This window comes from Rhodococcus sp. MS13 (genome assembly GCF_013277835.1).
GTDB lineage: Bacteria > Actinomycetota > Actinomycetes > Mycobacteriales > Mycobacteriaceae > Rhodococcus_F > Rhodococcus_F erythropolis.
The window spans coordinates 267,980-294,950 of the sequence record NZ_VBTL01000001.1 but is presented as its reverse complement, the minus strand read 5'-3'; the positions used below and the strand labels follow the sequence as shown (position 1 = coordinate 294,950).

24 protein-coding genes, 1 tRNA gene and 1 other RNA gene are annotated in these 26,971 nt (G+C 63.7%); 16 read left to right on the top strand and 10 right to left on the bottom strand.

The window, feature by feature from the left end:
- Positions 1-90: 90 nt before the first annotated feature.
- Together FEZ59_RS01270 and aceE are read right to left on the bottom strand one after the other, a co-directional pair.
- Entirely contained in the window at positions 91-1,419 is a 1,329-nt protein-coding gene (locus FEZ59_RS01270) for a helix-turn-helix domain-containing protein (protein WP_172932131.1), read from the bottom strand.
- A gap of 99 nt (positions 1,420-1,518) precedes the next feature.
- Positions 1,519-4,374 carry a pyruvate dehydrogenase (acetyl-transferring), homodimeric type gene (gene aceE / locus FEZ59_RS01265; RefSeq protein WP_007735476.1) on the bottom strand — a complete coding sequence of 952 codons (2,856 nt, stop codon included), beginning with the start codon at positions 4,372-4,374 and terminating at the stop codon, positions 1,519-1,521.
- A gap of 233 nt (positions 4,375-4,607) precedes the next feature.
- On the opposite strand from aceE, the gene FEZ59_RS29890 reads away from it, so the two are divergent.
- The 6 genes from FEZ59_RS29890 (at position 4,608) to FEZ59_RS01235 (ending at position 7,777) form a co-directional block, all read left to right on the top strand.
- Positions 4,608-5,168, top strand: coding sequence for a hypothetical protein (locus FEZ59_RS29890; protein ID WP_020969928.1), 561 nt, complete (start codon positions 4,608-4,610; stop codon positions 5,166-5,168).
- 177 nt (positions 5,169-5,345) lie between these two features.
- Positions 5,346-5,771, top strand: coding sequence for a DUF3052 domain-containing protein (locus tag FEZ59_RS01255; protein ID WP_003941575.1), 426 nt, complete (start codon positions 5,346-5,348; stop codon positions 5,769-5,771).
- Positions 5,772-5,806: 35 nt separating this feature from the next.
- On the top strand, positions 5,807-6,271 hold the full coding sequence (locus FEZ59_RS01250) for a peroxiredoxin (protein WP_020969927.1): 465 nt from the start codon (positions 5,807-5,809) through the stop codon (positions 6,269-6,271).
- Between the two features lie 32 nt (positions 6,272-6,303).
- Positions 6,304-6,375, top strand: a tRNA-Val gene (locus tag FEZ59_RS01245).
- Positions 6,376-6,467: 92 nt separating this feature from the next.
- The gene (locus FEZ59_RS01240; RefSeq protein WP_003941648.1) at positions 6,468-6,692 is read left to right on the top strand and encodes a hypothetical protein; all 225 of its coding nucleotides are present in this window, start codon (positions 6,468-6,470) and stop codon (positions 6,690-6,692) included.
- Positions 6,693-6,757: 65 nt separating this feature from the next.
- A complete protein-coding gene (locus FEZ59_RS01235) occupies positions 6,758-7,777 on the top strand; it encodes a cobalamin biosynthesis protein (RefSeq protein WP_134999402.1) in 1,020 nt (339 codons plus the stop codon).
- On the opposite strand, the gene FEZ59_RS01230 is transcribed toward FEZ59_RS01235, so the two are convergent.
- From FEZ59_RS01230 to FEZ59_RS01220, 3 genes are read right to left on the bottom strand one after another with little or no spacing between them, the layout of a single operon-like run.
- Positions 7,718-8,656, bottom strand: a complete 939-nt coding sequence (locus FEZ59_RS01230; RefSeq protein ID WP_092763379.1) for an SURF1 family protein — start codon at positions 8,654-8,656, stop codon at positions 7,718-7,720. The genes FEZ59_RS01235 and FEZ59_RS01230 overlap by 60 nt on opposite strands.
- A gap of 48 nt (positions 8,657-8,704) precedes the next feature.
- Entirely contained in the window at positions 8,705-9,196 is a 492-nt protein-coding gene (locus FEZ59_RS01225; protein ID WP_042952191.1) for a low molecular weight protein-tyrosine-phosphatase, read from the bottom strand.
- Positions 9,183-9,878 carry an HAD hydrolase-like protein gene (locus FEZ59_RS01220; protein WP_021334192.1) on the bottom strand — a complete coding sequence of 232 codons (696 nt, stop codon included), beginning with the start codon at positions 9,876-9,878 and terminating at the stop codon, positions 9,183-9,185. The genes FEZ59_RS01225 and FEZ59_RS01220 overlap by 14 nt, the downstream gene beginning before the upstream one ends.
- Positions 9,879-9,934: 56 nt before the next feature.
- On the opposite strand from FEZ59_RS01220, the gene cobC reads away from it, so the two are divergent.
- The 4 genes from cobC (at position 9,935) to FEZ59_RS01200 (ending at position 14,066) form a co-directional block, all read left to right on the top strand.
- Positions 9,935-10,969, top strand: a complete 1,035-nt coding sequence (gene cobC, locus FEZ59_RS01215; protein ID WP_172932129.1) for an Rv2231c family pyridoxal phosphate-dependent protein CobC — start codon at positions 9,935-9,937, stop codon at positions 10,967-10,969.
- Positions 10,966-12,099 (top strand): Nif3-like dinuclear metal center hexameric protein, encoded by a 1,134-nt coding sequence (locus FEZ59_RS01210; protein WP_019748956.1) that lies wholly within the window; start codon positions 10,966-10,968, stop codon positions 12,097-12,099. Before cobC ends, FEZ59_RS01210 begins: the two co-directional genes overlap by 4 nt.
- A gap of 108 nt (positions 12,100-12,207) precedes the next feature.
- Entirely contained in the window at positions 12,208-12,945 is a 738-nt protein-coding gene (locus tag FEZ59_RS01205) for a C4-type zinc ribbon domain-containing protein (protein WP_019748955.1), read from the top strand.
- Positions 12,942-14,066: a bifunctional RNase H/acid phosphatase gene (locus FEZ59_RS01200; protein ID WP_172932128.1), complete on the top strand. Its 1,125-nt coding sequence runs from the start codon at positions 12,942-12,944 to the stop codon at positions 14,064-14,066. The genes FEZ59_RS01205 and FEZ59_RS01200 overlap by 4 nt, the downstream gene beginning before the upstream one ends.
- A gap of 29 nt (positions 14,067-14,095) precedes the next feature.
- Here the strand turns inward: FEZ59_RS01200 and FEZ59_RS01195 are convergent, their stop codons facing one another.
- The gene (locus FEZ59_RS01195) at positions 14,096-15,331 is read right to left on the bottom strand and encodes an SLC13 family permease (RefSeq protein WP_172932126.1); all 1,236 of its coding nucleotides are present in this window, start codon (positions 15,329-15,331) and stop codon (positions 14,096-14,098) included.
- Positions 15,332-15,359: 28 nt separating this feature from the next.
- The gene (locus FEZ59_RS01190) at positions 15,360-15,887 is read right to left on the bottom strand and encodes a DUF1697 domain-containing protein (RefSeq protein WP_019748952.1); all 528 of its coding nucleotides are present in this window, start codon (positions 15,885-15,887) and stop codon (positions 15,360-15,362) included.
- A gap of 54 nt (positions 15,888-15,941) precedes the next feature.
- Between FEZ59_RS01190 and rnpB the strand changes: the two genes are divergently transcribed.
- The 3 genes from rnpB (at position 15,942) to FEZ59_RS01175 (ending at position 18,395) form a co-directional block, all read left to right on the top strand.
- Positions 15,942-16,356: RNase P RNA component class A (gene rnpB, locus FEZ59_RS01185), an RNA gene on the top strand.
- A 320-nt stretch (positions 16,357-16,676) separates the two neighbouring features.
- Positions 16,677-16,862 carry a hypothetical protein gene (locus FEZ59_RS01180; RefSeq protein ID WP_172932124.1) on the top strand — a complete coding sequence of 62 codons (186 nt, stop codon included), beginning with the start codon at positions 16,677-16,679 and terminating at the stop codon, positions 16,860-16,862.
- Positions 16,863-16,985: 123 nt separating this feature from the next.
- A complete protein-coding gene (locus FEZ59_RS01175; protein ID WP_172932184.1) occupies positions 16,986-18,395 on the top strand; it encodes an RNB domain-containing ribonuclease in 1,410 nt (469 codons plus the stop codon).
- A gap of 4 nt (positions 18,396-18,399) precedes the next feature.
- Here the strand turns inward: FEZ59_RS01175 and pip are convergent, their stop codons facing one another.
- From pip to panB, 3 genes are read right to left on the bottom strand one after another with little or no spacing between them, the layout of a single operon-like run.
- Positions 18,400-19,383, bottom strand: coding sequence for a prolyl aminopeptidase (pip, locus tag FEZ59_RS01170; protein ID WP_019748949.1), 984 nt, complete (start codon positions 19,381-19,383; stop codon positions 18,400-18,402).
- Positions 19,383-19,823, bottom strand: coding sequence for a hypothetical protein (locus FEZ59_RS01165; protein WP_020969914.1), 441 nt, complete (start codon positions 19,821-19,823; stop codon positions 19,383-19,385). Before FEZ59_RS01165 ends, pip begins: the two co-directional genes overlap by 1 nt.
- A 51-nt stretch (positions 19,824-19,874) precedes the next feature.
- The gene (gene panB, locus FEZ59_RS01160; protein WP_003941624.1) at positions 19,875-20,726 is read right to left on the bottom strand and encodes a 3-methyl-2-oxobutanoate hydroxymethyltransferase; all 852 of its coding nucleotides are present in this window, start codon (positions 20,724-20,726) and stop codon (positions 19,875-19,877) included.
- A gap of 207 nt (positions 20,727-20,933) precedes the next feature.
- Between panB and FEZ59_RS01155 the strand changes: the two genes are divergently transcribed.
- From FEZ59_RS01155 to FEZ59_RS01145, 3 genes are all read left to right on the top strand, one after another.
- Positions 20,934-22,505, top strand: a complete 1,572-nt coding sequence (locus FEZ59_RS01155; protein ID WP_020908139.1) for an alpha/beta hydrolase — start codon at positions 20,934-20,936, stop codon at positions 22,503-22,505.
- A 107-nt stretch (positions 22,506-22,612) separates the two neighbouring features.
- On the top strand, positions 22,613-23,953 hold the full coding sequence (locus FEZ59_RS01150; RefSeq protein WP_003941637.1) for a glutamine synthetase family protein: 1,341 nt from the start codon (positions 22,613-22,615) through the stop codon (positions 23,951-23,953).
- Positions 23,950-26,964, top strand: coding sequence for a bifunctional [glutamine synthetase] adenylyltransferase/[glutamine synthetase]-adenylyl-L-tyrosine phosphorylase (locus FEZ59_RS01145; RefSeq protein WP_019748946.1), 3,015 nt, complete (start codon positions 23,950-23,952; stop codon positions 26,962-26,964). The genes FEZ59_RS01150 and FEZ59_RS01145 overlap by 4 nt, the downstream gene beginning before the upstream one ends.
- Positions 26,965-26,971 lie beyond the last annotated feature (7 nt).

Here is a 26,971-nt window from a genome sequence, read left to right as displayed (position 1 = left end):
GTCGGTCGCGATGAACTCTGGCGAAGTGTTTTGTAGGGTTCCCACAAAATCCCACGTCGCGCTCGGCCATCGAAATTGGACGCTCGGGGGTTACAGGTTTGTTTGTCCGGATGTTAAAGATGTGACTGAAGTAACCGAATTGTTCGATTTGAGATCGATTTGTGTCAATCGGCCCACGGTAGCGGCGATCCGTAGTACGTATGCGTCGCGTGGATTCGTAGGATCCCGGCCGGTAACATCCGCGATTCGCTTCAAGCGGTACCGAACGGTATTTGGATGAACAAACAGAAGACGTGCACAAGTCTCAACCGCACCTCCACAGTCGAGATAACTGTCTAAAGTATCGGTCAAGACTGTGCCGGATTCCGCTAAAGGTGCGACCAGGAAATCGCGAAGAGCCTTTACGGCAGCGTCGTCTCCCAGTAGTGCCCGTTCCGGGAGCAGTTCAGTCGCGAAAACGGGACGAGGTGCGCCGCGCCACCCGGCGACGGCCTTGATTCCCGCGAGAGCTTCGGACGCACTGAAGTGTGCTGCGCTCAACGAGGGCGTTGTCGGGCCGATCACCACCGGCTCGTCGGCGAAACTCATGAGCAGGTCTTGAAGGAATTGGCTGCCTTCCGTCTTACTGCTCAGCTCGCCGCTGACGATCATCACCAGTCGCGGACCCTGTACCACGGCGAGAACAGCGCGCCCGTGCGCGGCGGCAGTGGCGTGGACGGTGCCGGCAACCGAGACCCGCTCGTCCGGCGGGGGAGACCCGACGATGACAGTGGCCGGAGCGGTGGCGTCCCAGTTCAAGGTGGCTGCGCGGGAGAGCATGTCCGAGCCGGTGTCTCCCTGCACGACGGCGTCGACGACGAGCGCTTCCAGTCGCGTGTCCAGGGCACCCCGCGACTCGGCGGCGCTTGCGTACACCGTCGCTGCTGCGAAACCGAGTTCACGCCCGTAGCGCAGGACGGCTTCTGTCAGCGCGATCAGCTGCTGATCGTTGCGGGCGAGAGCGGGCAGCCATTTCTCGAAGAACTCCATCGCCACCCGGACCATGTCGACGGTCTGGCGCAGCGTGAGCTGTCGAGCAAGATCCTGAGGGATGACCGGAAACGACTCGTATCCGAAGCTGATCTCCGAGTCGAGTTGCCGCAGCCATTCCAGGAAATTCACCACCGACGTCTGCACCAAGAGTTGAACGTCGGCACGTTGCGACGCGTCGAGACTGTCGAAGAACGGAAGCTGCTCCTCCATCACGGTCACGGCCTCGGTGGAGAGCCGACCGGAGAACTGTTTGACGCGGCGGAGCAAGGCTTCTGGAAGTGGATCGCGAACCTGACGACGGCGGGCGAGTACAGCCTGCAACCCGGACGACTGTGGTCGAGTGCGGCGTACGCCCTCTTCGGGTTTCTCGGGATCAGGTTCGGGCATGAGAAAAACCTACGCCCATCGCCGCAGCGGATGTCGAGATGACACCCGCGGCGGTGGGCGTAGGTCTGTTTTCGATCGCTGGGACTGTTGCCCTACGACTTAGGCGCTACCGGTGTCCCCGGTCTGCTCGGGAGCAGCATTCACGTCGTCGATGCGGTATCGGCTCGCTGCTTCGACGGCCTTCGACCGCTCGATCGATCCTTCCTTCGCCAAACCGATCAGCACGGCAACGACGATGGACTCGGCATCGACGTTGAAGTAGCGACGCGCTGCAGTGCGTGTGTCGGAGAACCCGAACCCGTCCGTGCCGAGCGTGGTGTAGTCGCCGGGAACCCACTGACGGATCTGATCCGAGACCGCCCGCATCCAGTCCGAAGCCGCGACGACAGGGCCTTGGGCCGAGGACAACGCCGTGGTGACGAAAGGAACCGGAGCATCCTCGGACGGATTGAGCAGCGCCTGACGTTCGCATTCGACGCCTTCGCGGCGCAGCTCACCCCAGGACGTGACCGACCAGACGTCGGCCGAGACGCCCCACTCGTCGGCGAGCAGCTTCTGCGCACGCAGACCCTCGGGCATCGCGACACCGGATACGAGGATCTGTGCCTTCGGGCCGGCTGCTTCGGACGTCTTGTAGAGGTAGATGCCCTTGAGCAAGCCCTCGACGTCGAGACCTTCGGGCTCGGCCGGCTGAACGTACGGCTCGTTGTAGATGGTCAGGTAGTAGAAGATGTTCTCGCCACCGAAACCGTCGACGCCCTCGGTGCCGCCGTACATGCGGCGCAAGCCGTCCTTGACGATGTGCGCCAACTCGTACGAGAACGCGGCGTCGTAGGTGACAGCGGCGGGGTTGGTGGATGCCAGGAGCAGCGAGTGTCCGTCGGCGTGCTGGAGACCTTCACCGGTCAGAGTGGTACGACCGGCGGTGGCGCCGAGAACAAATCCCCGAGCCATCTGGTCGGCAGCCGCCCACAGGCCGTCGCCGGTGCGCTGGAAACCGAACATCGAGTAGAAGATGTACAGCGGAATCATCGGTTCACCGTGGGTGGCGTAGGACGTGCCGACTGCGGTGAACGATGCCGTCGAACCGGCCTCGTTGATGCCCTCGTGCAGGATCTGGCCGATCGGGCTCTCCTTGTAGGCGAGCATGAGTTCGGCGTCGACGGAGGTGTAGAGCTGTCCGTTGCGGTTGTAGATCTTCAGCGACGGGAACCACGAGTCCATACCGAACGTACGGGCCTCGTCCGGAATGATCGGCACGATCCGCTTGCCGATCTCCTTGTCGCGCAACAGTTCCTTGAGGATGCGCACGATCGCCATGGTGGTGGCGACTTCCTGCTTGCCCGAGCCCTTGCGGATGACGTCGTACGTCTTGTCCTCGGGGAGCTTGAGCGGAGCAGCGTCGGTGTTGCGGGAAGGCAGGAACCCGCCGAGTGCTTTACGACGGTCGAGCATGTACTTGATCTCGGGAGCGTCCGCGCCCGGGTGGTAGTACGGAGGCAGGTACGGATCCTTCTCGAGCTCGGCATCCGAGATCGGGATGTGCTGCATGTCGCGGAACGCCTTGAGATCGTCCAGCGTCAGCTTCTTCATCTGGTGTGTGGCGTTGCGGCCCTCGAAGTGCTTACCGAGGGTGTAGCCCTTGATGGTGTGCGCCAGGATGACCGTCGGCTGGCCCTTGTGTGCCATGGCCGCTGCGTAGGCGGCGTGGACCTTGCGGTAGTCGTGGCCACCGCGCTTGAGGTTCCAGATTTCCTGGTCTGTGAGGTCCTTGACCAGTTCCTTGGTGCGGGGGTCACGTCCGAAGAAGTGATCGCGTACGAACGCGCCGTCGTTGGCCTTGTACGTCTGGTAGTCACCGTCCGGCGTCACGTTCATCAGGTTGACGAGTGCGCCGTCGCGATCGGCGTGCAGCAGCGCATCCCACTCGCGACCCCAGACGACCTTGATGACGTTCCAGCCGGCACCGCGGAAGAACGATTCCAGTTCCTGGATGATCTTTCCGTTGCCGCGGACCGGGCCGTCGAGGCGTTGGAGGTTGCAGTTCACGACGAACGTGAGGTTGTCGAGGCCTTCGGTTGCCGCGACGTGAGCGAGGCCGCGTGATTCGGGCTCGTCCATTTCGCCGTCGCCGAGGAATGCCCACACGTGCTGATCGGTGGTGTCCTTGATGCCGCGGTCGTTGAGGTAGTGGTTGAACCGGGCCTGGTAGATGGCGTTCATCGGGCCGAGGCCCATCGAGACCGTCGGGAACTCCCAGAAGTCGGGAAGCAGCCGCGGGTGCGGGTAGGACGGCAGTGCTCCGCCGAAGTCGGCGTGGGACTTCTCCTGGCGGAATCCGTCGAGCTGTTCCGCGGGGATGCGGCCCTCGAGGAAGGCGCGTGCGTAGATGCCGGGGGAGGCGTGACCCTGGATGAAGATGTGGTCGCCACCGCCCGGGTGGTCCTTGCCGCGGAAGAAGTGGTTGAAGCCGACTTCGTACAACGCTGCCGAGGATGCGTAGGTGGAGATGTGACCGCCGACGCCGACGCCCGGTCGCTGCGCGCGGTGGACCATGATCGCGGCGTTCCAACGGATCCAGGCGCGATAGCGGCGCTCGACCTCTTCGTCGCCGGGGAACCACGGCTCGTTTTCGGTCGGAATCGTGTTGACGTAGTCGGTCGAGGTGAGCGCGGGGAGTGCGACGTGCTTCTCACCGGCGCGTTCGAGCATGCGGAGCATGAGGTAGCGGGCACGCGTGGGTCCGGATCGATCCAGAAGTCCGTCGAATGATTCGAGCCATTCGGTGGTCTCGTCCGGATCGATGTCCGGCAGGTACGACGCAACACCTTCGCGAATGACGCGAACGCGACCGTCGGTTCCCCCCGGCGTGTTCGACGCGGGCGAACCCGACTCGCCGGCGGCGCCGGAATCGGCGTTCTGCCCGGACGCGGGACCCTGGATCAGGTCAGACAACGTGTGCTCCTCATTGGTTTGGGGACGCGTGGTGGGGCGTCCTTACATAGGTGATCGAGGCCTTGTTAGGTCCGACGCACTTCCATCGTGAATATGGCGCGTACCTCATCTTTCACCATCCCGGTCGGTCCGGCACACCTCGCCTCTGGTTACTCTCGGGTAGCGTTTTTCGGCGTGGCGCAGGGGTGTGATGGTTCCCCGTAGTCACAGGCTTGGGGGATCGATCGGAACGTATGAAGGGGTGGGAAAAAATAAACAAAGAAATCAATTACGGCAGGGTCGGGGCGTGGGTCTCGGTCGGATCGATCGCAGTGGGACTGTCGGTGATCGTGGGATGTTCGGCGGCGGTGACCGGATCGGCAGTACCCAATGAAGCGCACGTGGCTGCATACCAATCCGAGGTGAGTATTTCGATGGCCGCCGCGTCCTCGTCGAAAGCGGCGGCAGATGCGGCAGAGGCAGCTTTCGCGATCTGTGAGGAAGCGGTCTCTCGATCGAAAAACGACGTGGTCGCGTTCAATGCCTACGTCGACGCCGGAAATCATGGTGAGACCGACCTGAGAGCCGAAGCAAGCGCTGCTGCTTCGTCGGCCAGGGACACCGCCTCGTGGTTCGACTCGGTCGCGAGTGAACTTCCGGCGCAACTTTCCGGACTGTTCGACGAATTGGCCGCGAACCTACGTTCATCTGCAGTCGTGATCGAGAGTGATCATTCGGCGGATGAAATCAATTCGATCAGCGATACGAGCAATTCGATTCGCAAGTCGATCTTCGATGAATGTGGATCCCTGTGACCTGCGGTAATCCGCAGGCGTAAGGTTCGCCGTGTGTCAGAAGACGATCTTTGGTGAAAGTTTTCGGCGTGGTCGGCTTGCGCTAACGCCTCAGACCATGTTCGCTTTCCCTAATTGATCGTCAAACGGTAGGTGTGCGGGGTCGCCACACACCATCAACAAAAGGAGGACCCCACCGTGGTCGCCGCGGCGGATGCCCAGAACTACGCTCAGAAACTCGGGATTACCACTGACATGGTGGTGCAGGAACTGGGCTGGGATGAGGATACCGACGACGGCATTCGTGCCGCGGTTGAGGAAACCATCGGCGGGGAAATGCTCGACGAGGATTCCGACGAGGTCATCGACGTTGTGCTGCTGTGGTGGCGCGACGAGGACGGTGACCTGGTGGATGCCTTGATGGATGCCATCGGGCCCCTCGCCGACGAAGGCTTCGTGTGGGTTCTCACTCCCAAGACCGGTCTCGACGGACATGTCGAGCCCAGCGAGATCGCCGAATCGGCGCCGACTGCCGGCTTGACGCAGACATCGGCAGCCAACCTCGGTGACTGGTCGGGAAGTCGACTGGTTCAGCCGAAGGCTCGTCCGGCCAACAAGCGCTGACCCGGCCCTTTCCGCACTTTCCCAAGGAATTGCACATGCCTCTCGAAGTTGGTGCCCAGGCACCGGATTTCACCTTGAAGGACCAGAACAACCAGGAAGTCTCGCTCGCAGATTTCCGCGGTAAGAAGAACGTTCTGCTGGTCTTCTATCCGTTGGCCTTCACCGGGACTTGTCAGGGGGAACTCTGCAAGGTCCGTGACGAGCTTCCGAAGTTCGAGAACGACGACACTGCCATTCTCGCGATTTCTGTCGGGGCTTCGCCGACTCACAAGATCTGGTCAGCTGAGCAGGGATACACATTTCCCTTGCTGTCGGACTTCTGGCCGCACGGTGAAGTCGCTCAGAAGTACGAGGTGTTCAACGACAAGTTGGGCTTCGCGAATCGTGGCACCTTTGTCATCGACAAAGACGGAGAAATTCGTTTTGCCGAGATGAACGGCCCCGGAGAAGCCCGTGACCACGGACTTTGGGCAAACGCGCTTGCCGCGCTAGAGTCTTAGAGCACTCCCGGTGAGGGTCTCACCGGGAGTTCGGGCGTGTAGCTCAGTGGTAGAGCTCTGGTTTTACACACCAGCGGTCGGGGGTTCGAAACCCTCCGCGCCCACCGAAGAATTCAAACCCCGATCTGCATGTCGACGCAGATCGGGGTTTTTCATTTTCGGCAACGAAATGTCCGCAATACGCCATTCTGGACGTATGTCCAGTTCTGTGATCGAAGTAGCCGTCGACCCGACGCGCGTGCATCCCACCCGTCCGCACATACACATCGCCGAGATGCCCAGTCTGAGTGTTGCGTTGTTCCCGGGGCAGACGATCCGGGTTCGTTCCCAAAGCGACGCACTGGCGACCGGGATTGCCCGAGTCTGGGAAATCAACCGAATGCACCGCTTGATCTACCTGACGATCGACTGGGACGGGTAGAGATCGGCTCGGGCAGACACGTGACGGTTGGCCAGAGAACGAGCGTCGCTGCTACAACTACGCTCGTGCAGATTTCGGTTCGTTCGTCCCAATCTCGATTCAATGCGCGAGCTGCCGGGCTTCTCCTCGGCTTCGTTGCGGATCGGGCTTTCGCCGATCCGGGGCGGTTCCATCCGGTTGCCGGCTTCGGAACCGCGGCTATCGCGCTGCAGAAGATGTCCTACCGGGACTCGCGCGCGGCCGGAACACTTCATGTTGCCGTGCTCTTGGCCGGCACCGCAGGACTTGGCCTCACAGCCGAAGCAGCGTCGCGCCGGGCCGGTTGGGCGGCCGTGACGGGTACGACGGCGATAGCTACCTGGGCCGTGCTCGGCGGGACGTCGCTTGCACGCACCGGCATCGACATGGCCGCTCGATTGGAGGCGTCACAGGTCGACGGCGACCTGACGAAAGCGCGTGAGCTACTTCCTTCACTGTGCGGACGCGATCCCTCGGTGCTGGGCGAGGAGGGCCTCACGCGTGCAGCGCTGGAGTCGGTTGCCGAGAACACCTCGGATGCAACCGTCGGCGCAGTGTTCTGGGGTGCAATTGGGGGCGTGCCAGGTCTGTTCGTCTACCGCGCTGCCAACACACTCGACGCGATGATCGGGTACCGCTCCGAGAAGTACCTCAGATTCGGGTGGGCTGCGGCGAGGTTCGACGACTTGGTCAACATCGTCCCGGCTCGGCTGACAGGTGCGCTGACGGCTGCGTGTGCACCGGTGGTGGGCGGCTCGGTTCAGGAATCACTGGCAGCGTGGAAACGCGACGCAGCGGCTCATCCAAGCCCCAATGCGGGCGTCGCGGAAGCGTCGGCGGCAGGGGCGTTGGGCATTTCGTTGGGTGGTCGGACCGAGTACGCGCACGGGGTGGAGATGCGTCCCGTCCTCGGCCGCGGGCCTGTGCCGACGCCGAACGATCTGCGCCGCGCGGCGAGGCTTTCGTCGGCGGTGCAGATCAGTGCAGCTGTGGTGTCAGCGGGTATTTCAGCGGGTATTGCCGTATCGATCGGCAAGTTTGGCTTCCTGCGCCGTGAGCGGCACTGATTCCGGCTCGGGCTTCTTGCGACGGCTGAAGGTACGAGCCGGTTCGCCGGGGGGTGCGGCAGGCGCGGACACTGCCGCTTCCGGGGTCGTCTCGGCAGCGGCGTCGTCGGCTGCGAAACCGTCCACAGCTGCTTGAGCTGCCTTTTCCTTGCGACGTTCGCGCCACTCGGCGCGAATGAAGTAAGCCAGTCCGAGCGGCGCCATGATGCCGAACGCCAGCCATTGGAACCCGTAAGAGAGGTAGGGGCCCGCGTCGAGTTGGGGGAGCGGGATCGTGCCGAGACCGCCGGGCTGGTCGGGTTCGAGTTGGATGTACGCGTCGATCAGGTCCGTTCCGATGAACTCGCCGATCGGCTGTGCGTCGATGGAGTAGACCTGCTTCGCACCGTCCTCGAACATCGGTACTCGGCCGGGTGCAGTGCCTTCCGACAGGCGCACACGGCCGTTGAGAGTGACCGGATCGGTCGGCGGCGCAGCGATGGGCGGTGCCTCGGCGCCGTTGATCGGCCGAACGTATCCGCGATTGACGAGGATCGTGCGGCCGTCGTCCAGGCGGAAAGGCGTCAGGATCTCATACGACGGCGCGCCCTCGATGGACTGCAGGCGGACGAGGATATCGGCGTCGGGCAGATAGGTACCTGCCGCGGTGATGTTTCGCCATTCGTCGTCCGGTGCGATCGTCGAATCGGCGATGACATCACCGATCGGCACGGTCTCCGCGTTGATCGAGTTCGAGATCAGATCATTGCGGTGCTCGGTCTTCGTGTTCTTGCCGAGCTGCCACGGAGCGAGCACGGTGAAGCACAGGTAGGCGAAGAGCCCGACCACAGCTGCCAGTACCAACCAACCGGGCCGCAACAGGAATTTCAGTCTTCGCACACGTCCACGGTATCCGTTGCCCGAACGGGAGTGAATTTTGCTCCGGGTTCAGGCTCGCTCGCGGATCCAGTCGAGTATGTCGGGAATGGCCGCTTCGATCTGGTCTCGAACCAGTTCGAAGTCCTCCTGATCCCCGTAGTACGGGTCCGGAACCGATTCTCCGTCCGCCTCGGGGTCGAACGATCGCAGTAGGCGCCGACGCTCGGTGGGCACGCCGAGATGAGCAAGCTCACGTTCGTGCCCGGTGTCGAGGGCGACGACAAGATCGGCGGCGAGATGATCTGCATTGACCTGCGCGGCGCTGTGGCCCGTCGGATATCCGGCCGCTCGGAGCACGACGTTGGTCCGCTCGTCGGCCTCGCTACCGGTGTGAAACCCCTCGGTACCGGCGCTGCTGACACGCACCCGGTCGGCGAGGCCTTCACGGCCCAGATGCGCGAGCAAGATCTTTTCGGCCATTGGTGACCGGCAGATATTGCCGGTGCACACAAACGTCACGTGGAGTGGTTCAGTCACACGGAGTGGTTCAGAGGCGGCCATCGAGAAGTCCTCCCAGTTCGGATGCCGACGATACGGAGCGAAACGCTTGCCGCGCTTCCTCGGCGGAACCGTAGCCCCATTCGACGACGACGGTGGGGATGCCGTACTTCGCGGCGCCGAGCACGTCGTGATCACGATCGCCGATCATGAGTACGTCGGGGGTTCCGCCGTCGGCGGCGAGGACGGGAGTGATCCCGAGTGAAGTCAGCGAGTGCGCGATCACATCGGGTTTCGCCCGACGAGTTCCGTCGTCACTTGCGCCGCCGATGAACTCGAAGTGCTCGGCCAGGCCGAAATGCTCGAGGATGCGAATGGCGAATCGCTCCGACTTCGAGGTGGCGACGGCCAGTCGGGTGCCGCTCGCGCGAGCCTTACCAAGGACGACGTCCATACCCTCGTACACCGAGTTCTCCTGCCACCCGGTCGCGTCGTAACGCTCGATGTACGCGGCGATCGCCCGATCCACGTCCGCCGGGGCCATACCGAGTGACCTGAAGGTATCGACCATCGGCGGGCCGATCACCGATGCCAACATCGCTTCCGTCGGCTCCGGATGGCCGACAGTTGCCAACGCATGTCGGAAGCCGCCGTGAATGCCGGGAGCGGAATCGGTGATGGTTCCGTCCAGATCGAACAGAACTACAGGAAAACGGTCGAGGGGTGGTGTCGTCACGGCATTCATTGTCCCGGACGGCAGGGGTGATGTCCGCGCACGGTGCTCGACCGTAGGCTGACCGGGTGAGTACCGGAACGGTTGACCTGGAGAGCTTGCGACATCACGGAGATGTCGAAGCGGAGCCCGGGTTACTCGATTTTGCCGTCAACGTTCAAGGCTCCGGCCCACCGGAGTGGTTGCGGGATCGGCTGGCCGCAGGGCTGTCGACGCTCGGTTCGTACCCGTCCGCTGCATCGGAACTGAAAGCCCGCGAAACCGTCGCGCAGCGGCACGGGCGCCGGCCCGAAGAGGTGTTGTTGCTCTCGGGCGGTGCCGAGGGATTCGCGATGCTGCCGCGCCTGGGACCTCGTTCGGCCGCGCTGATCCATCCGTCGTTCACCGAGCCGGAACTGGCGCTGCGAGAGGCCGGTGTACCGGTGACGCAGGTGATTCTGGAGCCGCCTTTCGAGCTTCGGGCCGCGAAGGTACCAGAATCCGCGGACCTCGTCGTTCTGGGCAATCCGACCAATCCGACGTCCGTGCTTCACCCCAAGGCCGATGTGTTGGAGTTGCGTCGGCCGGGCCGGATCCTGGTGGTGGACGAGGCATTCGGCGACGCGATCCCCGGCGAAGCGGAGAGCATCGCAGGTGTCGAGTCGGCGGATGTACTGGTGCTTCGGAGCCTGACCAAGACGTGGGCACTCGCCGGATTGCGGTGTGGGTACGCGATCGGCTCTCCGGATCTTCTCGCTCGACTGGTTCAGGGCCGAGCCCACTGGCCATTGGGCAGTCTGCAGATCGAGGCCATCACGGCGTGCTGCGAACCGTTCGCGGTCGAGCAGTCGAGGATCAAAGCCGAAGCGATTGCCGCAGACCGCCAAGACATGTCCCGGCGACTGACCGAGATCGGGATTGCCGTGCACGAACCCGCTGCGGGGCCGTTCGTGCTCATCGACGTCCGCGACGGCGCCTCGATGCGAGAGCACCTGCGTGCCTGCGGTATCGCCGTGCGCCGGTGCGACACCTTTCCCGGACTCGGGCCCGATCAGTTGCGCGTTGCCGTCCGTCCAGCCGAGCAGGTCTCGGTACTGATCGAAGCGATGAAGGAGATCTTGTGAGCGGCCCAATTCTTGCGGACGTCATAGCCGTGCTGGAATCTGCTTATCCGCCCGCCCTGGCGGAATCGTGGGATTCGGTCGGTCTGGTCTGCGGCGATCCTGCGGACGCGGTGACGAGAGTGGTTTTCGCGGTGGATCCGACCGAGGCAGTGGTCGACGACGCCATCGCCTCCGGTGCCGACCTTCTGGTCGTTCACCATCCACTTCTGCTGCGTGGGGTGGACACCGTCGGTGCTCACACACCCAAAGGTGCGTTGGTCCACAAGCTCATCAAGGCGGGGTGCGCACTGTTCTCGGCGCACACCAATGCGGACTCCGCCGACCCTGGAGTGTCCGACGCGTTGGCGCAGGCTCTGGGCCTGACCGTGCTGCGCCCGATCGAACCCAAGCCGACGCAGCCGCTCGACAAGTGGGTCGTCATGGTTCCGGTGGAGAATGCATCGGCCGTGCAGGATGCACTTTTCGAGGCCGGGGCTGGGCGGATCGGCGACTACAGCCAGTGCAGTTGGACGGTCACCGGTACGGGTCAGTTCTTGCCAGCCGACGGTGCGAATCCGACGATCGGGACTGTCGGCGCTGTGGAGCAGGTTCGCGAGGATCGTGTGGAAGTGATTGCCCCACGCGGAAAGCGAAGTGCGGTGCTGGGCGCATTGCGTGCCGCCCACCCGTACGAGGAACCAGCCTTCGATGTCTTCGAACTCGCAGCGTTCCCCAGTTCGCTCGGTCTGGGGCGGGTGGGTGAGCTCGAGCACCCCGAAACATTGCGAGAGTTCACGGCGCGAGTGGCACGCTCACTGCCCTCGACCGAGTGGGGTGTTCGCGCTGCCGGAGATCCGGACGCGACCGTTCGTACCGTGGCGGTGTGCGGCGGTTCCGGCGACTCGTATCTGGACGTGGTGGCGGCGCTGGGCGCCGACGTCTACGTCACTGCGGACCTGCGGCATCATCCCGCGGACGAGCATCTTCGTGCCGGTGGCCCGGCACTGGTCGACGTCGCCCATTGGGCTAGTGAATACCCGTGGTGTGCGCAGGCGAAATCGGTGCTCGACGCCGCGTTTGCCGACAATCCGGGGTGGGAAAGCCGGGTTTCGACAATTCGCACCGATCCGTGGTGTTTGAGTGCGCATTAGTGCAGCGCTCTGCAAGGTACGGTTGCACGAACAATTCAAGAGCAGTTCTTCGAGAGCCGTCCTTCGCGAGCACTGCCGACATCGGACTTACAGCAGGAGTTATACAGCGTGAACGTCGAACCACAGGTGCAATCCAAGCTTCTCGACCTCGCCGGGGTGGATGCTGAGCTCACTCGGATCACCCACCGACGCGGAGCGCTTCCCGAGCAGCAGGAAGTCGAACGTCTCGAGGCCGAGCGAATCAGCCGTAAAGATGCGTCCGTAGCCGTCGAAATCCAGATCGACGACATTGATCGCGACATTCGCAAGCTCGAAGGCGAGGTCGACGCGGTTCGTCAGCGCGAGGATCGTGACCGCACTCTGTTGCAGAGTGGGTCGGTCGGGGCGAAGCAGCTCACCGAACTCGAACACGAACTCGGCAGCCTGGTCAGGCGTCAGGGGCTCCTCGAGGACGAGTTGCTCGAAGTGATGGAGCAGCGTGAGGCGTTGCAGGCCGATCACGATCATGCCGGTGCCCAGCTGTCCCAGGCCGAAGAAGAGCTGATCGACGCCAAGCGTCGCCGCGACGACGCCGTCGCCGATCTGGACAAGGCGCAAGAGCGTTGCGCCGCCGATCGTGAACGACTTGTCGGTGAATTCCCCGCCGATTTCCTTGCTGTCTACGAGAAGCAGCGCACCCTGGGCGGACCGGGCGCGGCGCTTCTGCAGGCACGCCGATGTGGCGCTTGCCGGATCGAGATCGACCGCGGCGAGATCTCCCGAATCGCCGCGACACCGGCCGACGTCGTCGTTCGTTGCCCAGAGTGCAATGCAATCATGGTGCGTACCAAGGAGTCCGGTCTGTGACTCCCACGCAGGTCATCGTCGAGGCAGACGGTGGATCACGCGGCAACCCCGGCCCGGCCGGCTACGGCGCCGTGGTCTTCGACTCCACCCGCTCGGTGTTGGCCGAACGCAAGGAAAGCATCGGAATAGCGACCAACAACGTCGCCGAGTACCGCGGGCTGATCGCAGGGTTGGCCGCTGCCGGTGAACTCGGAGCGTCGACGGTCGACGTCCGTATGGACTCCAAGCTGGTCGTCGAGCAGATGTCCGGGCGCTGGAAGGTCAAGCACCCGGACATGATTCCGCTGCAGCGACGCGCAGCCGAATTGGCGACGCAGTTCTCGCGAGTGACCTACACGTGGATTCCGCGCGGCGAGAATTCTCATGCCGATCGTCTTGCCAACGAGGCGATGGACGCTGCTGCCGGCATCGAAACCGCGGCCCCCGCACCAGCTGCACCCGCCGCGCCGTCAGAAGAGACGTCGGAACCGCAGATCGCCGGCTCTCCGGGATGGATCGCCACCACCGGCAAGCCGACACGAATGTTGTTGCTACGTCACGGACAGACAGCGATGTCGGTCGATCGCCGCTACTCCGGACGCGGCAATCCTGAGCTCACGGAATTGGGCCGCGCGCAGGCCGGCGGCGCGGCTGCACGCTTCGGGAACCGCGGCGGTATCGACGCCATCGTCTGCTCACCCCTCGGCAGAACCCGTGAGACGGCAGAAGCATCGGCCCGCGTGCTCGGTCTTCCCGTCGTCGAGCACAAAGGTTTGATCGAAACCGATTTCGGCGACTGGGACGGACTCACGTTCCGCGAGGCAGCCGAGCGCGATCCGGACCTGCATCGCGAATGGCTCTCGGACACTTCGGTGCGCCCACCCGGCGGCGAGAGTTTCGACGAGGTACGAGAACGAGTCGTCGCCGCGCGTGACGACCTGATCTCGACCTACGGCGGCGCGACGCTGTTGGTCGTTTCTCACGTCACCCCGATCAAGACGTTGGTGCAGCTGGCCCTCGATGCCGGGCCGTCCTTGCTGTACCGGTTGCATCTGGATCTGGCGTCGCTGAGTATCACCGAGTTCTATCCAGACGGGGGAGCCTCGGTCCGGTTGGTCAACGACACGTCACATCTTCGCTGAAAATGCCCCGACTGCTGATCAGCCGTTGATCAGATCACCAACCACAGGGCACTCACGGCGGCGAGCAGCGTCAGTGGCGTCGTGATGACCCCGAGCAGAGTGAACGTCGCCAGCGTGGGCGGTGCACCCGCGCTGGTGGCAACTCGTCGCCAGAGCATTGTCGCGAGAGAGCCCACGTAGGTGAGGTTGGGCCCGAGGTTGACGCCGATCAACATCGCGAGCACCAGGCCTGGAGGTGCTCCCGTCCCGAGCGCCGCGATCATCAGCAAGGTTGCCGGCAGGTTATTGACGAGGTTGGACGCGAGCGCAGCGACCACGGCGACGAATAGCAGTGATCCGTAGCTGGTGTCGCCTGGCAGGATCTGCGCAATCCATTCTCCCACCGGCCCGTTCGCGACTCCGGCGACGATGATCCCGAGAACCAGGACGAACGCGCAGAACCAGAGGTCGGCAGCGTAGAGCATCTTGGCGGCGGTCGTACGGTGCCGAGCCAGAGCGATCGCTCCCAGAACACTTGCACCCACCACAGCGATCCAGGCGGGTTCGATCCCGAAGAAACCCGAAACCGCGAAACCGACCAGGGTCAGTCCGATCACCGCCAGCGGCAGACTCGGCGCAGGCGAGGAAGTTTGACTTGCCGGTGGCTCTGTGTTTTCCGAGCGGACGAGTTCGGATCGGAAGAACAGTCGGAAGATCAGATATTCGACAGCGATCGTCACGACCCACGGCAGCGCCATCAACGCGGTGAAGTGCAAGAACGTCAAACCCGTTGCAGCAAAAGCGATGAGGTTGGTCAGGTTCGACACAGGCAGGAGCGTCGACGCCGAGTTCGACAGGTGCGCACTGGCATACGAATGGGGCCGCGGACTTGCTCCGATGGATCGTGCGGCGGCGATCACTGCGGGTGTCAGAAGTACGACGGTGGCGTCGAGGCTCAGGACCGCCGTGGTCAGGGCAGCCGCGCCGAATACGTAAATCAGCAACCGGTGCGGATCGGCGAGGGATTTTTGCTGCAGGATCTGGCTGACCCAGCGAAAGACGCCGAGAGCGTCCGCGGCATGAGCGAGAACCAGCACGGCAACCAGGAAGACGACGGTGGGTGCCATGCTCGTCAGTTCTTCGCGGGCTTCGTCGAGAGTGACGACACCGGTCAGGAGAACGACGACAGCTGCCGGCCCGGCGATGACGATCTCGGGAAGCCCACGTGGACGCACTATCGCGAAGACGAGGACGACGGCGACGAGCAGGATCGGTAGAAGAGTCACGCGCTGGTGCTCCGTGTCGGGGCAAGCGTCATTTGAGCAGTTTGTAGAGCGTGTTCAGGTTTCGGGTTGTGGTGAACGCCTTGAACTTCGGTTTTCCGGTGTTCCTGCCGAACGCGCTCTTGACGGTCTGCCCCTTCTCGACCTCCCAGTACAGGACTCCGTCGCCGGCCACCACGCGTTCGACCGAGGCATCGAGTTGCGCTGCCGCAGCACTCAATTCCTCGAGGATTTCCGGCTCGGAGGCAACCATCGCGTAAGCATGCCAACCCTCGCGTTCTCGGTCGAACGGGTAGTTGTCCACGATCGCTTGCAGTGTCGGAATGTCGAGGACGAATACCCAAGCCTCGTAGCCGAACTCGCGGGCGAGGGCGGATTCGATCTGTTTCTTCAGCGACGAGATGTCGGTGCTCGGACTGTCGAACAGAACGTTGCCCGAGGCCAGGACGGTTTTCACGCCTTGGAATCCGAGGTCGCCGAAGACTCTCGCGAGGTCCGCCATCTTGATGTTGATGCCGCCCACGTTGATACCGCGTAGCAGGGCCACGTACCGAGTCATAAGGTGACCATAGTGCCGGCCACCGACAGGCGCCCGGTAGCATACGGGGGCGGACGAGTTGGCCGGGCGGCCGCGGCTTCTGGAACCAGCGTGTACCACGCACAGGCCTGGGGCCGAGGAAAGTCCGGACTCCACAGAGCAGGGCGGTTGTTAACGGCAACCCGAGGCAACTCGCGGGACAGTGCCACAGAAAACAGACCGCCTGCCTTTCGAGGCAGGTAAGGGTGAAACGGTGCGGTAAGAGCGCACCAGCACCTCGGGTGACCGGGGTGGCTAGGTAAACCCCGCCCGGAGCAAGGTTGAAGGTCGCATCGCTCGCGGTGCGGCTGCGCAGGTGTTCGAGGGCTGCTCGCCCGAGCCTGCGGGTGAACCGCTCGAGGCACCCGGCGACGGTGTGCCCAGATGGATGGTCGCCACTCGGCACTTCGGTGCCGCAGGACAGGATCCGGCTTACACGCCGACTCGTCCGCCCGTGATCTGCACAGTGAGAAAAAGAAGACCCCCACCGGATCGGTGGGGGTCTTCTTTTGTTCGAAAAGCTGTCAGACAGGCTTGATGACCAGCAGCGTAGCCCAGTACGTTGCCGCGTCATGGCCCATGAGCGGGAGGAGGTAATCGTAAAGAATTGCGGACATGCGCACTCCATTTTCTGTTCGTAGCTTGTGTTGGGCATTCAAGCAGAACTCACCGTTCGAATGTCCGGTTCTCACCTGCCAGGCCAAGTAGAAAGAATATCAGTCTCACAGCGATCTACAAGCTTCTATCTCACTCTGATGTCACACTGTGGATATGACTGATGAAGATCGACTCTGGTACTTCGACGTGTCCGACGGTTCCGTCACGCAGGGAAAGGGCGCGTCCTCGTTGACGAGGATGGGGCCGTACACTGATCGGGACTCTGCCGAGCATGCATTGAAGATCGCTGCCGAACGCAACAAAGCCGCCGATCGGGCAGACGAAGACTGGAACAACTGAGACTTGAAATAACTGAGCCTTGAAACAACTGGGACTCGAACAACTGGGACTCGAACAACTGGGACCGGTACAGCTGCTATACCGGCCCGAACCGATCATGGAGGATGCGTGCCCGCAAGTCGAATGATGGTGCAGGGAATCGACTTCGGAGTGGTTCGGGCGGAGTTCGACTTGCCGGGAGCATTCTCGGCCGCGGCGCAGGCCGAGGCCGAGAATGCCGTGGATCGTTTCGGTGCCGGGCGCGTCGACGAAACGGGTATCGCCTTCGTGACCATCGACCCTCCCGGATCGATGGACCTCGACCAGGCAGTGCACATCGAGAAGACCTCGACCGGGTTTGTCGTGCACTACGCGATCGCCGACGTCGCGGCGGTGGTGACGCCGGGCGGTGCGCTCGACGTCGAAACCCGCAAGCGTGGCCAAACCTTCTATCTCCCGGACGGTTCCGTTCCGCTGCATCCTCGGGCGTTGTCGGAGGGATCGGCGAGTCTGCTGCCGGACGTGGTTCGCCCCGCCGCACTGTGGCGTATCGAGTTGGACGCCCAGGCCGAGCCCACGTCATGGCAGGTGAGACGCGCTCTGGTGAAATCGGTGGCGCGTCTGGATTATTCGACCGTGCAACGTGACGCCGACGCGGGCACCTTGCATCCGTCGATCGCCGCACTACCGGAATTCGGGCGATTGCGCAGTGCCTCGGCGGTTGCCAGGGGCGCCATCGAGCTGAAACTGCCCGAGCAGTCAGTGGTTCGGGATCAGCCAGAGGACGAGTCCTCGGCTCGCTGGCGGATCGAGCTCGAGCCACGCACCGAAGCGGACGACTGGAACGCAGAAGTGTCGCTGCTGACCGGGATGTGTGCCGGCCGCATGATGATCGACGCAGGTATCGGGCTGCTTCGCACGCTGCCGCCGGCCGAGGAGTCCGCGGTTCGCACCCTGCGGAGAACTGCAGTGGCGCTGGGTATCACGTGGCCGGAGGGTCGAAGCGTCGGGCAGATTCTTGCCGGACTCGATTCCAACGAGCCGTCGACGATGGCGCTGATGTCAGTTGCGCCGTCGTTGCTGCGCGGCGCAGACTACGCGGCCTTCGACGGCCAGCTACCGGAGTTGACGGTGCATTCGGGGATCGGAGCGCCCTACGCTCATGTGACGGCTCCACTGCGCCGGCTGTCCGATCGCTTCAGCACCGAGGTGTGTCTGGCGATCACAGCTGGTACGCCGGTACCGGAATGGGTGCGCACCGCCCTTCCCGAGTTGCCCGACATCATGAGTGGGTCCGACTCACTGGCGAACAAGGTCGACCGCGCGTGCATCGATCTCACCGAGTCCACGCTGCTCGACGGTCGGGTCGGCGAGGTCTTCGACGCGGTGGTGATGCGCGCCAAGGACGGAAAGCGCTCGGCGGAAGTGTTTGTCCCGTCGGTCGCAGTGATTGCGAAATGTGTCGGAACGCCCGATGACGGTGAGCGCGCAAAGGTGCGACTCACCGCCGTCGACACGGTCAAACGGACGGTGGAATTCACGTTCCCGGCGTAGGGCGCTACCGGTACGAATCGGTGGCTTCCACCAAGTGATGTGCGATGCCGGGCTCCATCGCGGAGTGTCCCGCGTCGTCGACGATCACGAGCTTGGATTCGGGCCACGCCTTGTGCAGCGCCCAGGCGCTGGTGGCGGGGCAGACGACGTCGTAGCGGCCCTGGACGATCGTCCCCGGAATGCCGTGCAGGGCGGAGCTTTTGCGTAGGAGCTGGCCCTCGTCGAAGAATCCGCCGTTGACGAAGTAGTGGTTCTCGATACGAGCGAAGGCCAAGGCGAACCTGGTCTCGGAGTTCTGTTCGATCTTGTCCGCCTGTGGGTACAGGTAGCTCGTCGATCCTTCCCAGGCCGACCAGGCGATCGCTGCCCGGGCCGCGACGTCGGGGTCTTCGGAATGGAGCAGTTGGTGATAGACCGCGACGAGGTCTTCGCCGCGCTGCGCCTCGGGTACCGGTTCGAGGAATTTGTCCCAGCGCTCCGGGAAGATGTTTCCCGCGCCGCCGTTGTAGTACCAGTCGATCTCGCTACGACGCAGGAGAAAGATCCCGCGCAGAACCAGTTCCGTGACGCGCGTGGGAAACGTTTCGGCGTAGGCGATGGAAAGCGTGGAACCCCAGGACCCCCCGAATACCATCCACTTGTCGATCGAGAGATGTTCGCGCAGGGCTTCGATGTCGGCCAGCAGCTTGTCCGTGGTGTTCACCGACAGGTCGGCGCCGTCGGCAACGTGCGGGGTGGATCGCCCGCAGCCGCGCTGGTCGAGTAGAACGATGCGATATGCGGCGGGATCGAAGAACTGGCGTACCGCCGGTTGTGCACCGCCACCGGGGCCACCGTGCAGGAACACCACCGGCTTGCCGTCCGGATTTCCGCTGACTTCCCAGTACATGCTCTGGCCGTCACCGACGTCGAGGAAGCCGGTGACAAAGGGTTCGATCGGGGGATAGAGACTCCGCAGAGCCGACGGCGGTGCTGACGTTTCGCTCATCAGAAGCCCACCAGCCCGGAGGCGAGATCGGGGATCTCGAGTGCGGAAATCGCACCGCCCCGGACGTCCGGGCACGCGGCCGAGGTTGCCGCGTCGATGCTTTCGCGGTTCTGGGCGAGATCGAGCAGGTTGATGCCGTTCTGCGTCGCCCACGTGATGACGATCGTGTTCAGTCCGCCCTTGCCGAGCGTCGGGGTGACGGTCCGCCAGTTCTGCAGCTGCCCTTCCATATCCGAACACAACTGCTGGACCTGAGCGTCGGTGAACGTAGAACCGGACGCGGAGGTTGTTGCCGGCGCCGTCTTGGTGGAACTCGCGGGCGTAGTGCTGCTGGGCGCGGGAGAGTTGGTGGACCCTCCCGCGCATCCGCTCAGCACCGTGACGAGAGCTGCCGCGCCGACTACAGCTGCGGCAGTAGAACTTCGACGGTTACCGATCATTGAACGCACCCCTGGCTGGTTGAGAGACAGGCGGCGTTCGCCGGTCTCGGATCAGAAACTGTGTTCTGCGGCCGGGAAAGCGCCAGTGCGAACTTCTGATGCATAGGCGGCGGCTGCGGAACGCAGTTCGTCACCGACGTTACCGAAACGCTTGACGAACTTGGCTGTCTTACCGCTCGTGTAACCCGCCATGTCCTGCCAGACGAGTACCTGAGCGTCGCATTCGGAACCGGCCCCGATGCCGACGGTGGGGATGGTGAGTTTGCGGCTGACCTGGCCCGCAATCTCGGCCGGAACCATTTCCATGACGACGGAGAACGCCCCGGCTTCCTGGACTGCAATGGCGTCCGCCACAAGCTGCTCGGCCGCGTCGCCGCGACCCTGGACGCGGAATCCGCCGAGTGAGTTCACGCTCTGCGGGGTGAATCCGACGTGAGCCATGACGGGGATGCCGGCCGAGGTGATAGCCGCGATCTGCTTGCTCATCCGCTCGCCGCCCTCGAGTTTGACGGCGTGCGCGAGGCCTTCCTTCATGAACCGTGTCGCAGTCGCAAGGGCCTGCTCGGCGGAACCCTCGTAGGTGCCGAAGGGGAGGTCGGCGACGACGAGTGCGTGCGGGGCGCCGCGAACCACGCCACGCACGAGCGGGAGCAGTTCGTCGACGGTGATCGGCACGGTGGTGTCGTAGCCGTAGACGACGTTGGCGGCAGAGTCGCCGACGAGCAGCACCGGGATGCCTGCGTCTTCGAAGATGCGTGCCGTGGAGTAGTCGTAAGCGGTGAGCATCGACCAGCGTTCGCCGTTCTGCTTCATCTCGGCGAGGTGGTGAATGCGCGTCTTACGCTTCGGTGCATCGGTAGAGCTTGCAGTGGGTACAGAACCATAGAGAGGTGTTTCGGACATCGTTGTCCCTTTCTGGCCTCGAGGCCCTGAGCGTTGATCGCCTTCGGGTCCCCGGGTGTGGGTGATGACGTGTTCAGTCTGCCACCGGACATCGCCGACACGAATAGTTGACGGGGTGCAATGGGTCACATCACCGCGTGCCTGTCAGTTAGGCGCCGAACCGAGGCGAACCGCTGGCTACCGAGGTTTCCTGGCACCATCAATGGCATGTCGAAGTTCGTTCGCCTCTCCGGTGCCCTCGCCGGAAGCGCAGCAGTGCTCGTGTTGGTTGTCGGTTGCACCAGTTCGCAAGGCACGCCCGAATCAGTGGAACCTGCTGGTTCTGCCGCGTCCGCGGTGCCGTCCGGCCTCGAGAAATTCTACGAGCAGTCGCTCGACTGGGGTTCGTGCGACCAATTTGTCGAAGAAGGAACTGCGCCGCTGGGGCGTGGGGTCGACTGCGCCGAGGTGAGCGTTCCCGTCGACTACGCGAATCCGAACGGCGACACCGCGAAGGTGGTGATCTCGCGTTCGAAGGCAACCGGCGACCGCATCGGCTCACTGTTGCTGAACCCCGGCGGGCCGGGTGGGTCCGGGCTGTCGATGGCGACATCGGGTTCGGGCACCGAACTGCAGGAACGTTTCGACATGATCGGCTTCGATCCGCGGGGGATCGGGGCATCGACCCCGCAGGTTCGGTGTTTGACGCCGGAGGAGACCGACGCGGAGCGTGCGGAGGTCAACGTCGACATGACGCCGGAGGGCATCGCTCTCGCCGAGGCGGACAGCAAGGACTACGCCGCCAAGTGCGCTGAGCGGACCGGTACGGAGTTCCTCGCTCATGTCGGTACCTACGAGGTGGTGCGAGATATGGACGTCATTCGGGGCGTTCTCGGCGATCCGAAGATGAACTACCTCGGGTTCTCGTACGGGACCCGGCTCGGATCCACGTACGCGGAAACCTTTCCGCAGAACGTCCGAGCGATGGTCCTCGACGGCGCGCTCGACCCCGAGCAGGATCCGGTCGACGAAGTGGTCTTGCAGGGGCAGGGCTTCCAAGGCGCGTTCGACGCCTTTGTCGCCGACTGTGTCTCGCGAACGGATTGCCCGCTGGGTGATGATCCGGCGCAGGCGCAGGCACGCTTTCAGGCACTCGTCGATCCGTTGATCGAGAAGCCGGCACAGACCACCGATCCGCGCGGGCTGAGTTATTCCGACGCGATCACGGGCGTGCAGCAGGCTCTGTATTCGCCACAGTTGTGGACGCCGCTGCGTGGGGGTCTGTCGAGTCTGGCCGACGGACGCGGCGACTCGCTGCTCAATCTCGCCGACATGTACGAAGGCCGTGAGGATGACGGCAGCTACTCCAACATCAACGACGCGTTCAACGCCATTCGCTGCGTGGACGATCCGGCAACCACCGACCGCGCCGAGGCCGGCGAATCCGACACTCGGTACCGCGAGGCGGCGCCGTTCCTCGACGACGGCCGCGGGACGGGTCAAGCGCCGCTCGACCTGTGCGCGTTCTGGCCCGTTCCGGCTACCGGCAGCCCTCACGCGCTCGACCCCCAGGCGCTCGCCGATGCCGGCCTGCCTCAGTTGGTCGTCGTTTCCACGACGCAGGATCCGGCAACGCCGTATCAGGCCGGAGTGGATCTCGCCAAGCAGTTGGGCGCTGCCCTGATCACGTTCGACGGAACCCAACACACGGTGGTTCTGGACGGAAACTCCTGCGTCGACGATGCCGTCGTCGACTACTTCGTTTACTTGAAGGCGCCGGAAGAGGGTCTGACATGTTAACCGGCGCGACGCCGTACGCTGCGCCTATTCGATGGTGACCAATCACTCTGTTAACCGGGACCACTGATGTAACACAGATTTAACGTGGCTTGCTTAGTCTCGCGTGCATGGATCGCCAAAAAGAATTCGTGCTTCGTACCCTGGAAGAGCGCGACATTCGGTTTGTCCGCTTGTGGTTCACCGATGTTCTCGGGTACCTCAAATCGGTGGCGATCGCCCCCGCCGAACTCGAAGGCGCCTTCGAGGAGGGAATCGGATTCGACGGTTCCGCCATCGAGGGATTCTCACGAGTCTCCGAAGCCGACACCGTCGCTCGGCCCGACGCCTCGACATTCCAGATCCTGCCGTGGGCCCACAAGGACGGTGCGCAACATTCCGCGCGCATGTTCTGCGACATCACGATGCCCGACGGTTCGCCGTCGTGGGCCGATCCGCGCCACGTACTGCGTCGCCAGTTGAGCAAGGCCAGCGACTTGGGCTTCAGCTGCTACGTCCACCCGGAAATCGAGTTCTTCCTTCTGGAGAACGGCCCGATCGACGGCACTCCGCCGATCCCGGCCGACTCGGGCGGATACTTCGACCAGGCCGTGCACGATTCGGCTCCGAATTTCCGCCGCCACGCCATCGACGCACTCGAGTCGATGGGCATCTCGGTCGAGTTCAGCCACCACGAGGCCGCGCCGGGTCAGCAGGAGATCGATCTGCGCTACGCCGACGCACTCTCGATGGCCGACAACGTCATGACGTTCCGATACGTCGTGAAGGAGGTCGCGATCGGTGAAGGCGTCCGGGCGAGCTTCATGCCCAAGCCGTTCAGTGATCAGGCCGGCTCCGCGATGCACACCCACATGAGCCTGTTCGAGGGCGACACGAACGCCTTCCACAATCCTGACGATCCGATGCAGCTCTCCGAGACAGGCAAGGCGTTCATCGCCGGCATCCTCGAGCACGCCAACGAGATCAGTGCGGTCACGAACCAGTGGGTCAACTCGTACAAGCGACTCGTCCACGGGGGAGAGGCACCCACTGCTGCGTCGTGGGGCCCGTCCAACCGATCGGCTCTCATTCGCGTCCCGATGTACACGCCCAACAAGGCGTCCTCGCGCCGCGTCGAGATCCGAAGCCCAGACTCGGCCTGCAACCCGTACCTGACTTTCGCGGTCCTGCTTGCTGCCGGTCTTCGCGGCATCGAGAAGGGCTACACCTTGCCGCCCGAGGCAGAAGACGACGTGTGGTCGTTGACCTCCGCCGAGCGCCGCGCCATGGGTTACAAGGAACTGCCGAGCAACTTGGACAGCGCTCTGCGCGAGATGGAGAAGTCGGAACTGGTGGCCGAAGCACTCGGCGAACACGTCTTCGATTTCTTCCTGCGCAACAAGCGTCGTGAGTGGGAGGAATACCGCAGCCACGTGACGCCGTTCGAGCTCAAGACCTACCTCGGTCTGTGACGGTGAAACCGCCCGCTGCGAGATCAGCAGTTCCAGGACCGGGTCGACTCGGGCTGGTCGAGCCCACCGCTGCCGACGAGTTGCGTCAGCTCGGTTGGGTCGACGCCGAGAGCATCGAACTCTTGTGGTCGCTTTCGCGTGCCGCGAATGCCGACCTCGCTCTGCGCACCCTTGTGCGGATCAAGGACGGGCTCGACGACGGGTGGCGCGAACTCGATCAGGCATTGCGCAAGGACAAAAGCCTGCGAGGCCGCTTGTTCGCACTCGTGGGTGCGTCGTCGGCCTTCGGCGATCACCTGGCCGCGGATCCGATCGGCTGGAAACTGCTCGACGGAACCGCTCTGCCGACCAAGGACGAGGCCACCGCAGCGTTGCTCGAGGCCGTGGGCGCCACCCTCGACGAGGGCGCTACCGAAGGCTCACTGACCTACCGCGCAACCCTGACCGGCCCGGAAGCTGTTGTTGCTCTGCGCAAGAGCTACAAGGACCAGCTGATGCTGCTGGCTGCGGCTGATCTTGCGGCGACCGTCGAGAACGAACCAGTAGTGCCCTATCAGACTGTGGGTCACCAGCTTTCCGATCTCGCGGACGCTGCCCTGACCGCCGCACTGGCGGTGGCTATCGCAACGGTGTGCCCCGAGGGCAGTTGTCCGATCCGGCTCGCCGTGATCGCCATGGGCAAATGTGGTGCGCGCGAGCTGAACTACGTCTCCGACGTGGACGTCGTGTTCGTCGCCGAACCGGCCGATGCGACGGCCAGCCGCGTTGCCGGCGAGATGATGCGTATCGGTACTTCCGCATTCTTCGAGGTCGATGCTGCGCTGCGCCCCGAAGGCAAGCGCGGAGAACTGGTTCGCTCCCTCGAATCCCACATCACGTACTACAAGCGCTGGGCCAAGACCTGGGAGTTCCAGGCACTGCTCAAGGCTCGTCCGATGACCGGCGACATGGAGCTCGGTCGCCAGTACTCCGAGGCGATGAGCCCGATGGTGTGGATCGCCTCCGAGCGCGAGGACTTCGTCCCCGAAGTCCAGGCCATGCGTCGACGCGTCGAGGAAATGGTTCCCCCCGAACTGCGTGAGCGTGAACTCAAACTCGGCCGCGGAAGTTTGCGCGACGTCGAATTTGCCGTCCAACTCCTGCAATTGGTGCACGGGCGCGCCGACAGTTCGTTGCATGTCCAGAGCACGGTCGATGCACTGACCGCATTGGCGGCGGGTGGATACGTCGGCCGCGACGACGCCGCCAACCTGACTGCGTCGTACGAATTCCTGCGCCTGCTCGAGCACCGTCTGCAGTTGCAGAAGCTCAAGCGCACACACACCCTGCCGCCGCCGGACGACGAGGAAGCGCTGCGTTGGCTGGCCCGCGCCGCGCACATGCGGCCAGACGGTCGGCTGGATTCCCTGGGAGTCCTGCGCGCCGAGATCAAGCGGAATTCGCATCGGATTCGCCGCCTGCACGCCAAGTTGTTCTACCGCCCGCTTCTCGAATCGGTGGCGCGGATGGACAAGGAAGCGCTGGTCCTGGGACCAGAAGCCGCGGTTCGGCAGTTGGCCGCTCTGGGTTACACGGCACCCGAGCATGCTCTCGGGCATCTGACTGCACTGACGAGTGGCGCTTCACGCAAGGGTCGCATTCAAGCGCTCCTGTTGCCGACTCTGCTCGAATCACTCGCGGACACACCGGATCCCGATGCAGGTCTGCTCGCTTACCGCAGGCTCTCGGACGCGCTCGTCGACCAGACGTGGTTCCTGCGCCTGCTCCGCGACGAGGCTGCGGTGGCCGAGCGTCTGATGACCGTGCTGGGCTCGTCGGCGTACCTACCCGACCTGCTCATCAAGGCTCCCGACGTGATTCGCTTGTTCGCGGATTCGCCGAGTGGACCGCGCCTTGTCGAGCCGAAGCCCGAGGACGTCGCTCGCGGAATCCTCACCGCCTCCGGCCGACACAGTGATCCCAATCGTGCTGTTGCCGCGGCCCGCTCGCTGCGGCGACACGAACTTGCGCGCATCGCTTCGGCCGACATCCTCGGCATGCTCGATGTTCCCGCCGTCTGCAAGGCGCTGTCCTCGGTGTGGGCCGCGGTGCTCAATGCATCGCTCTCCGCGGTGATCAAGGCCAGCGTCACTGAACTCGGGACCGAGGCGCCGGCCAGTTTCTCCGTCATCGGCATGGGCCGACTCGGCGGCGGCGAACTCGGCTATGGATCCGATGCGGACGTGCTGTTCGTGTGCGAACCCCGCGAGGGCGTCGACGAGACCGTTGCGGTCAAGTGGGCCAACAGCATTGCCGACAAGGTGCGCAAGCTTCTCGGGGCACCGAGCACGGATCCTCCGCTCGAAGTCGACACCGGATTGCGTCCGGAAGGCCGCAACGGACCGATGGTTCGCACGCTCGAGTCGTACGACGCGTACTACGCGAAGTGGGCTCAGGCGTGGGAGATTCAAGCGCTGCTTCGTGCGCACCCGGTTGCCGGTGATCCTGAACTGGGACTGCGGTTCCTGCACATGATCGACAAGACGCGCTACCCCGAAGGCGGCGTCAGTGACGCGGCGGTGCGCGAGATCCGGCGCATCAAGGCGCGCGTCGATTCCGAAAGGCTTCCTCGCGGAGCCGATCCGGCGACGCACACCAAACTGGGTCGCGGTGGCTTGGCCGACATCGAGTGGACTGTGCAATTGCTGCAGCTGCGCCACGCGGACAAGATCGAGTCGCTGCACAACACATCGACGCTCGAGACTCTCGACGCCATCGGCGCCGCGGAACTGCTCAGCGAAGGTGACGTCGAACTGCTGCGTGACGCCTGGATCACCGCGACGAAGGCACGCAACTGCCTCGTTTTGGTGCGAGGCAAGCCGACCGATCAGCTTCCCGGCCCGGGCCGTGTTCTCGCGGCGGTGGCGCAGGTCGCTGGATACGGCGACGACGCAGGGGAGTTCCTCGACAACTACCTGCGCATCACACGACGGGCAAAAGCTGTGGTGGAGAGGGTCTTCGGCGGGGAGTAGCGTTTTC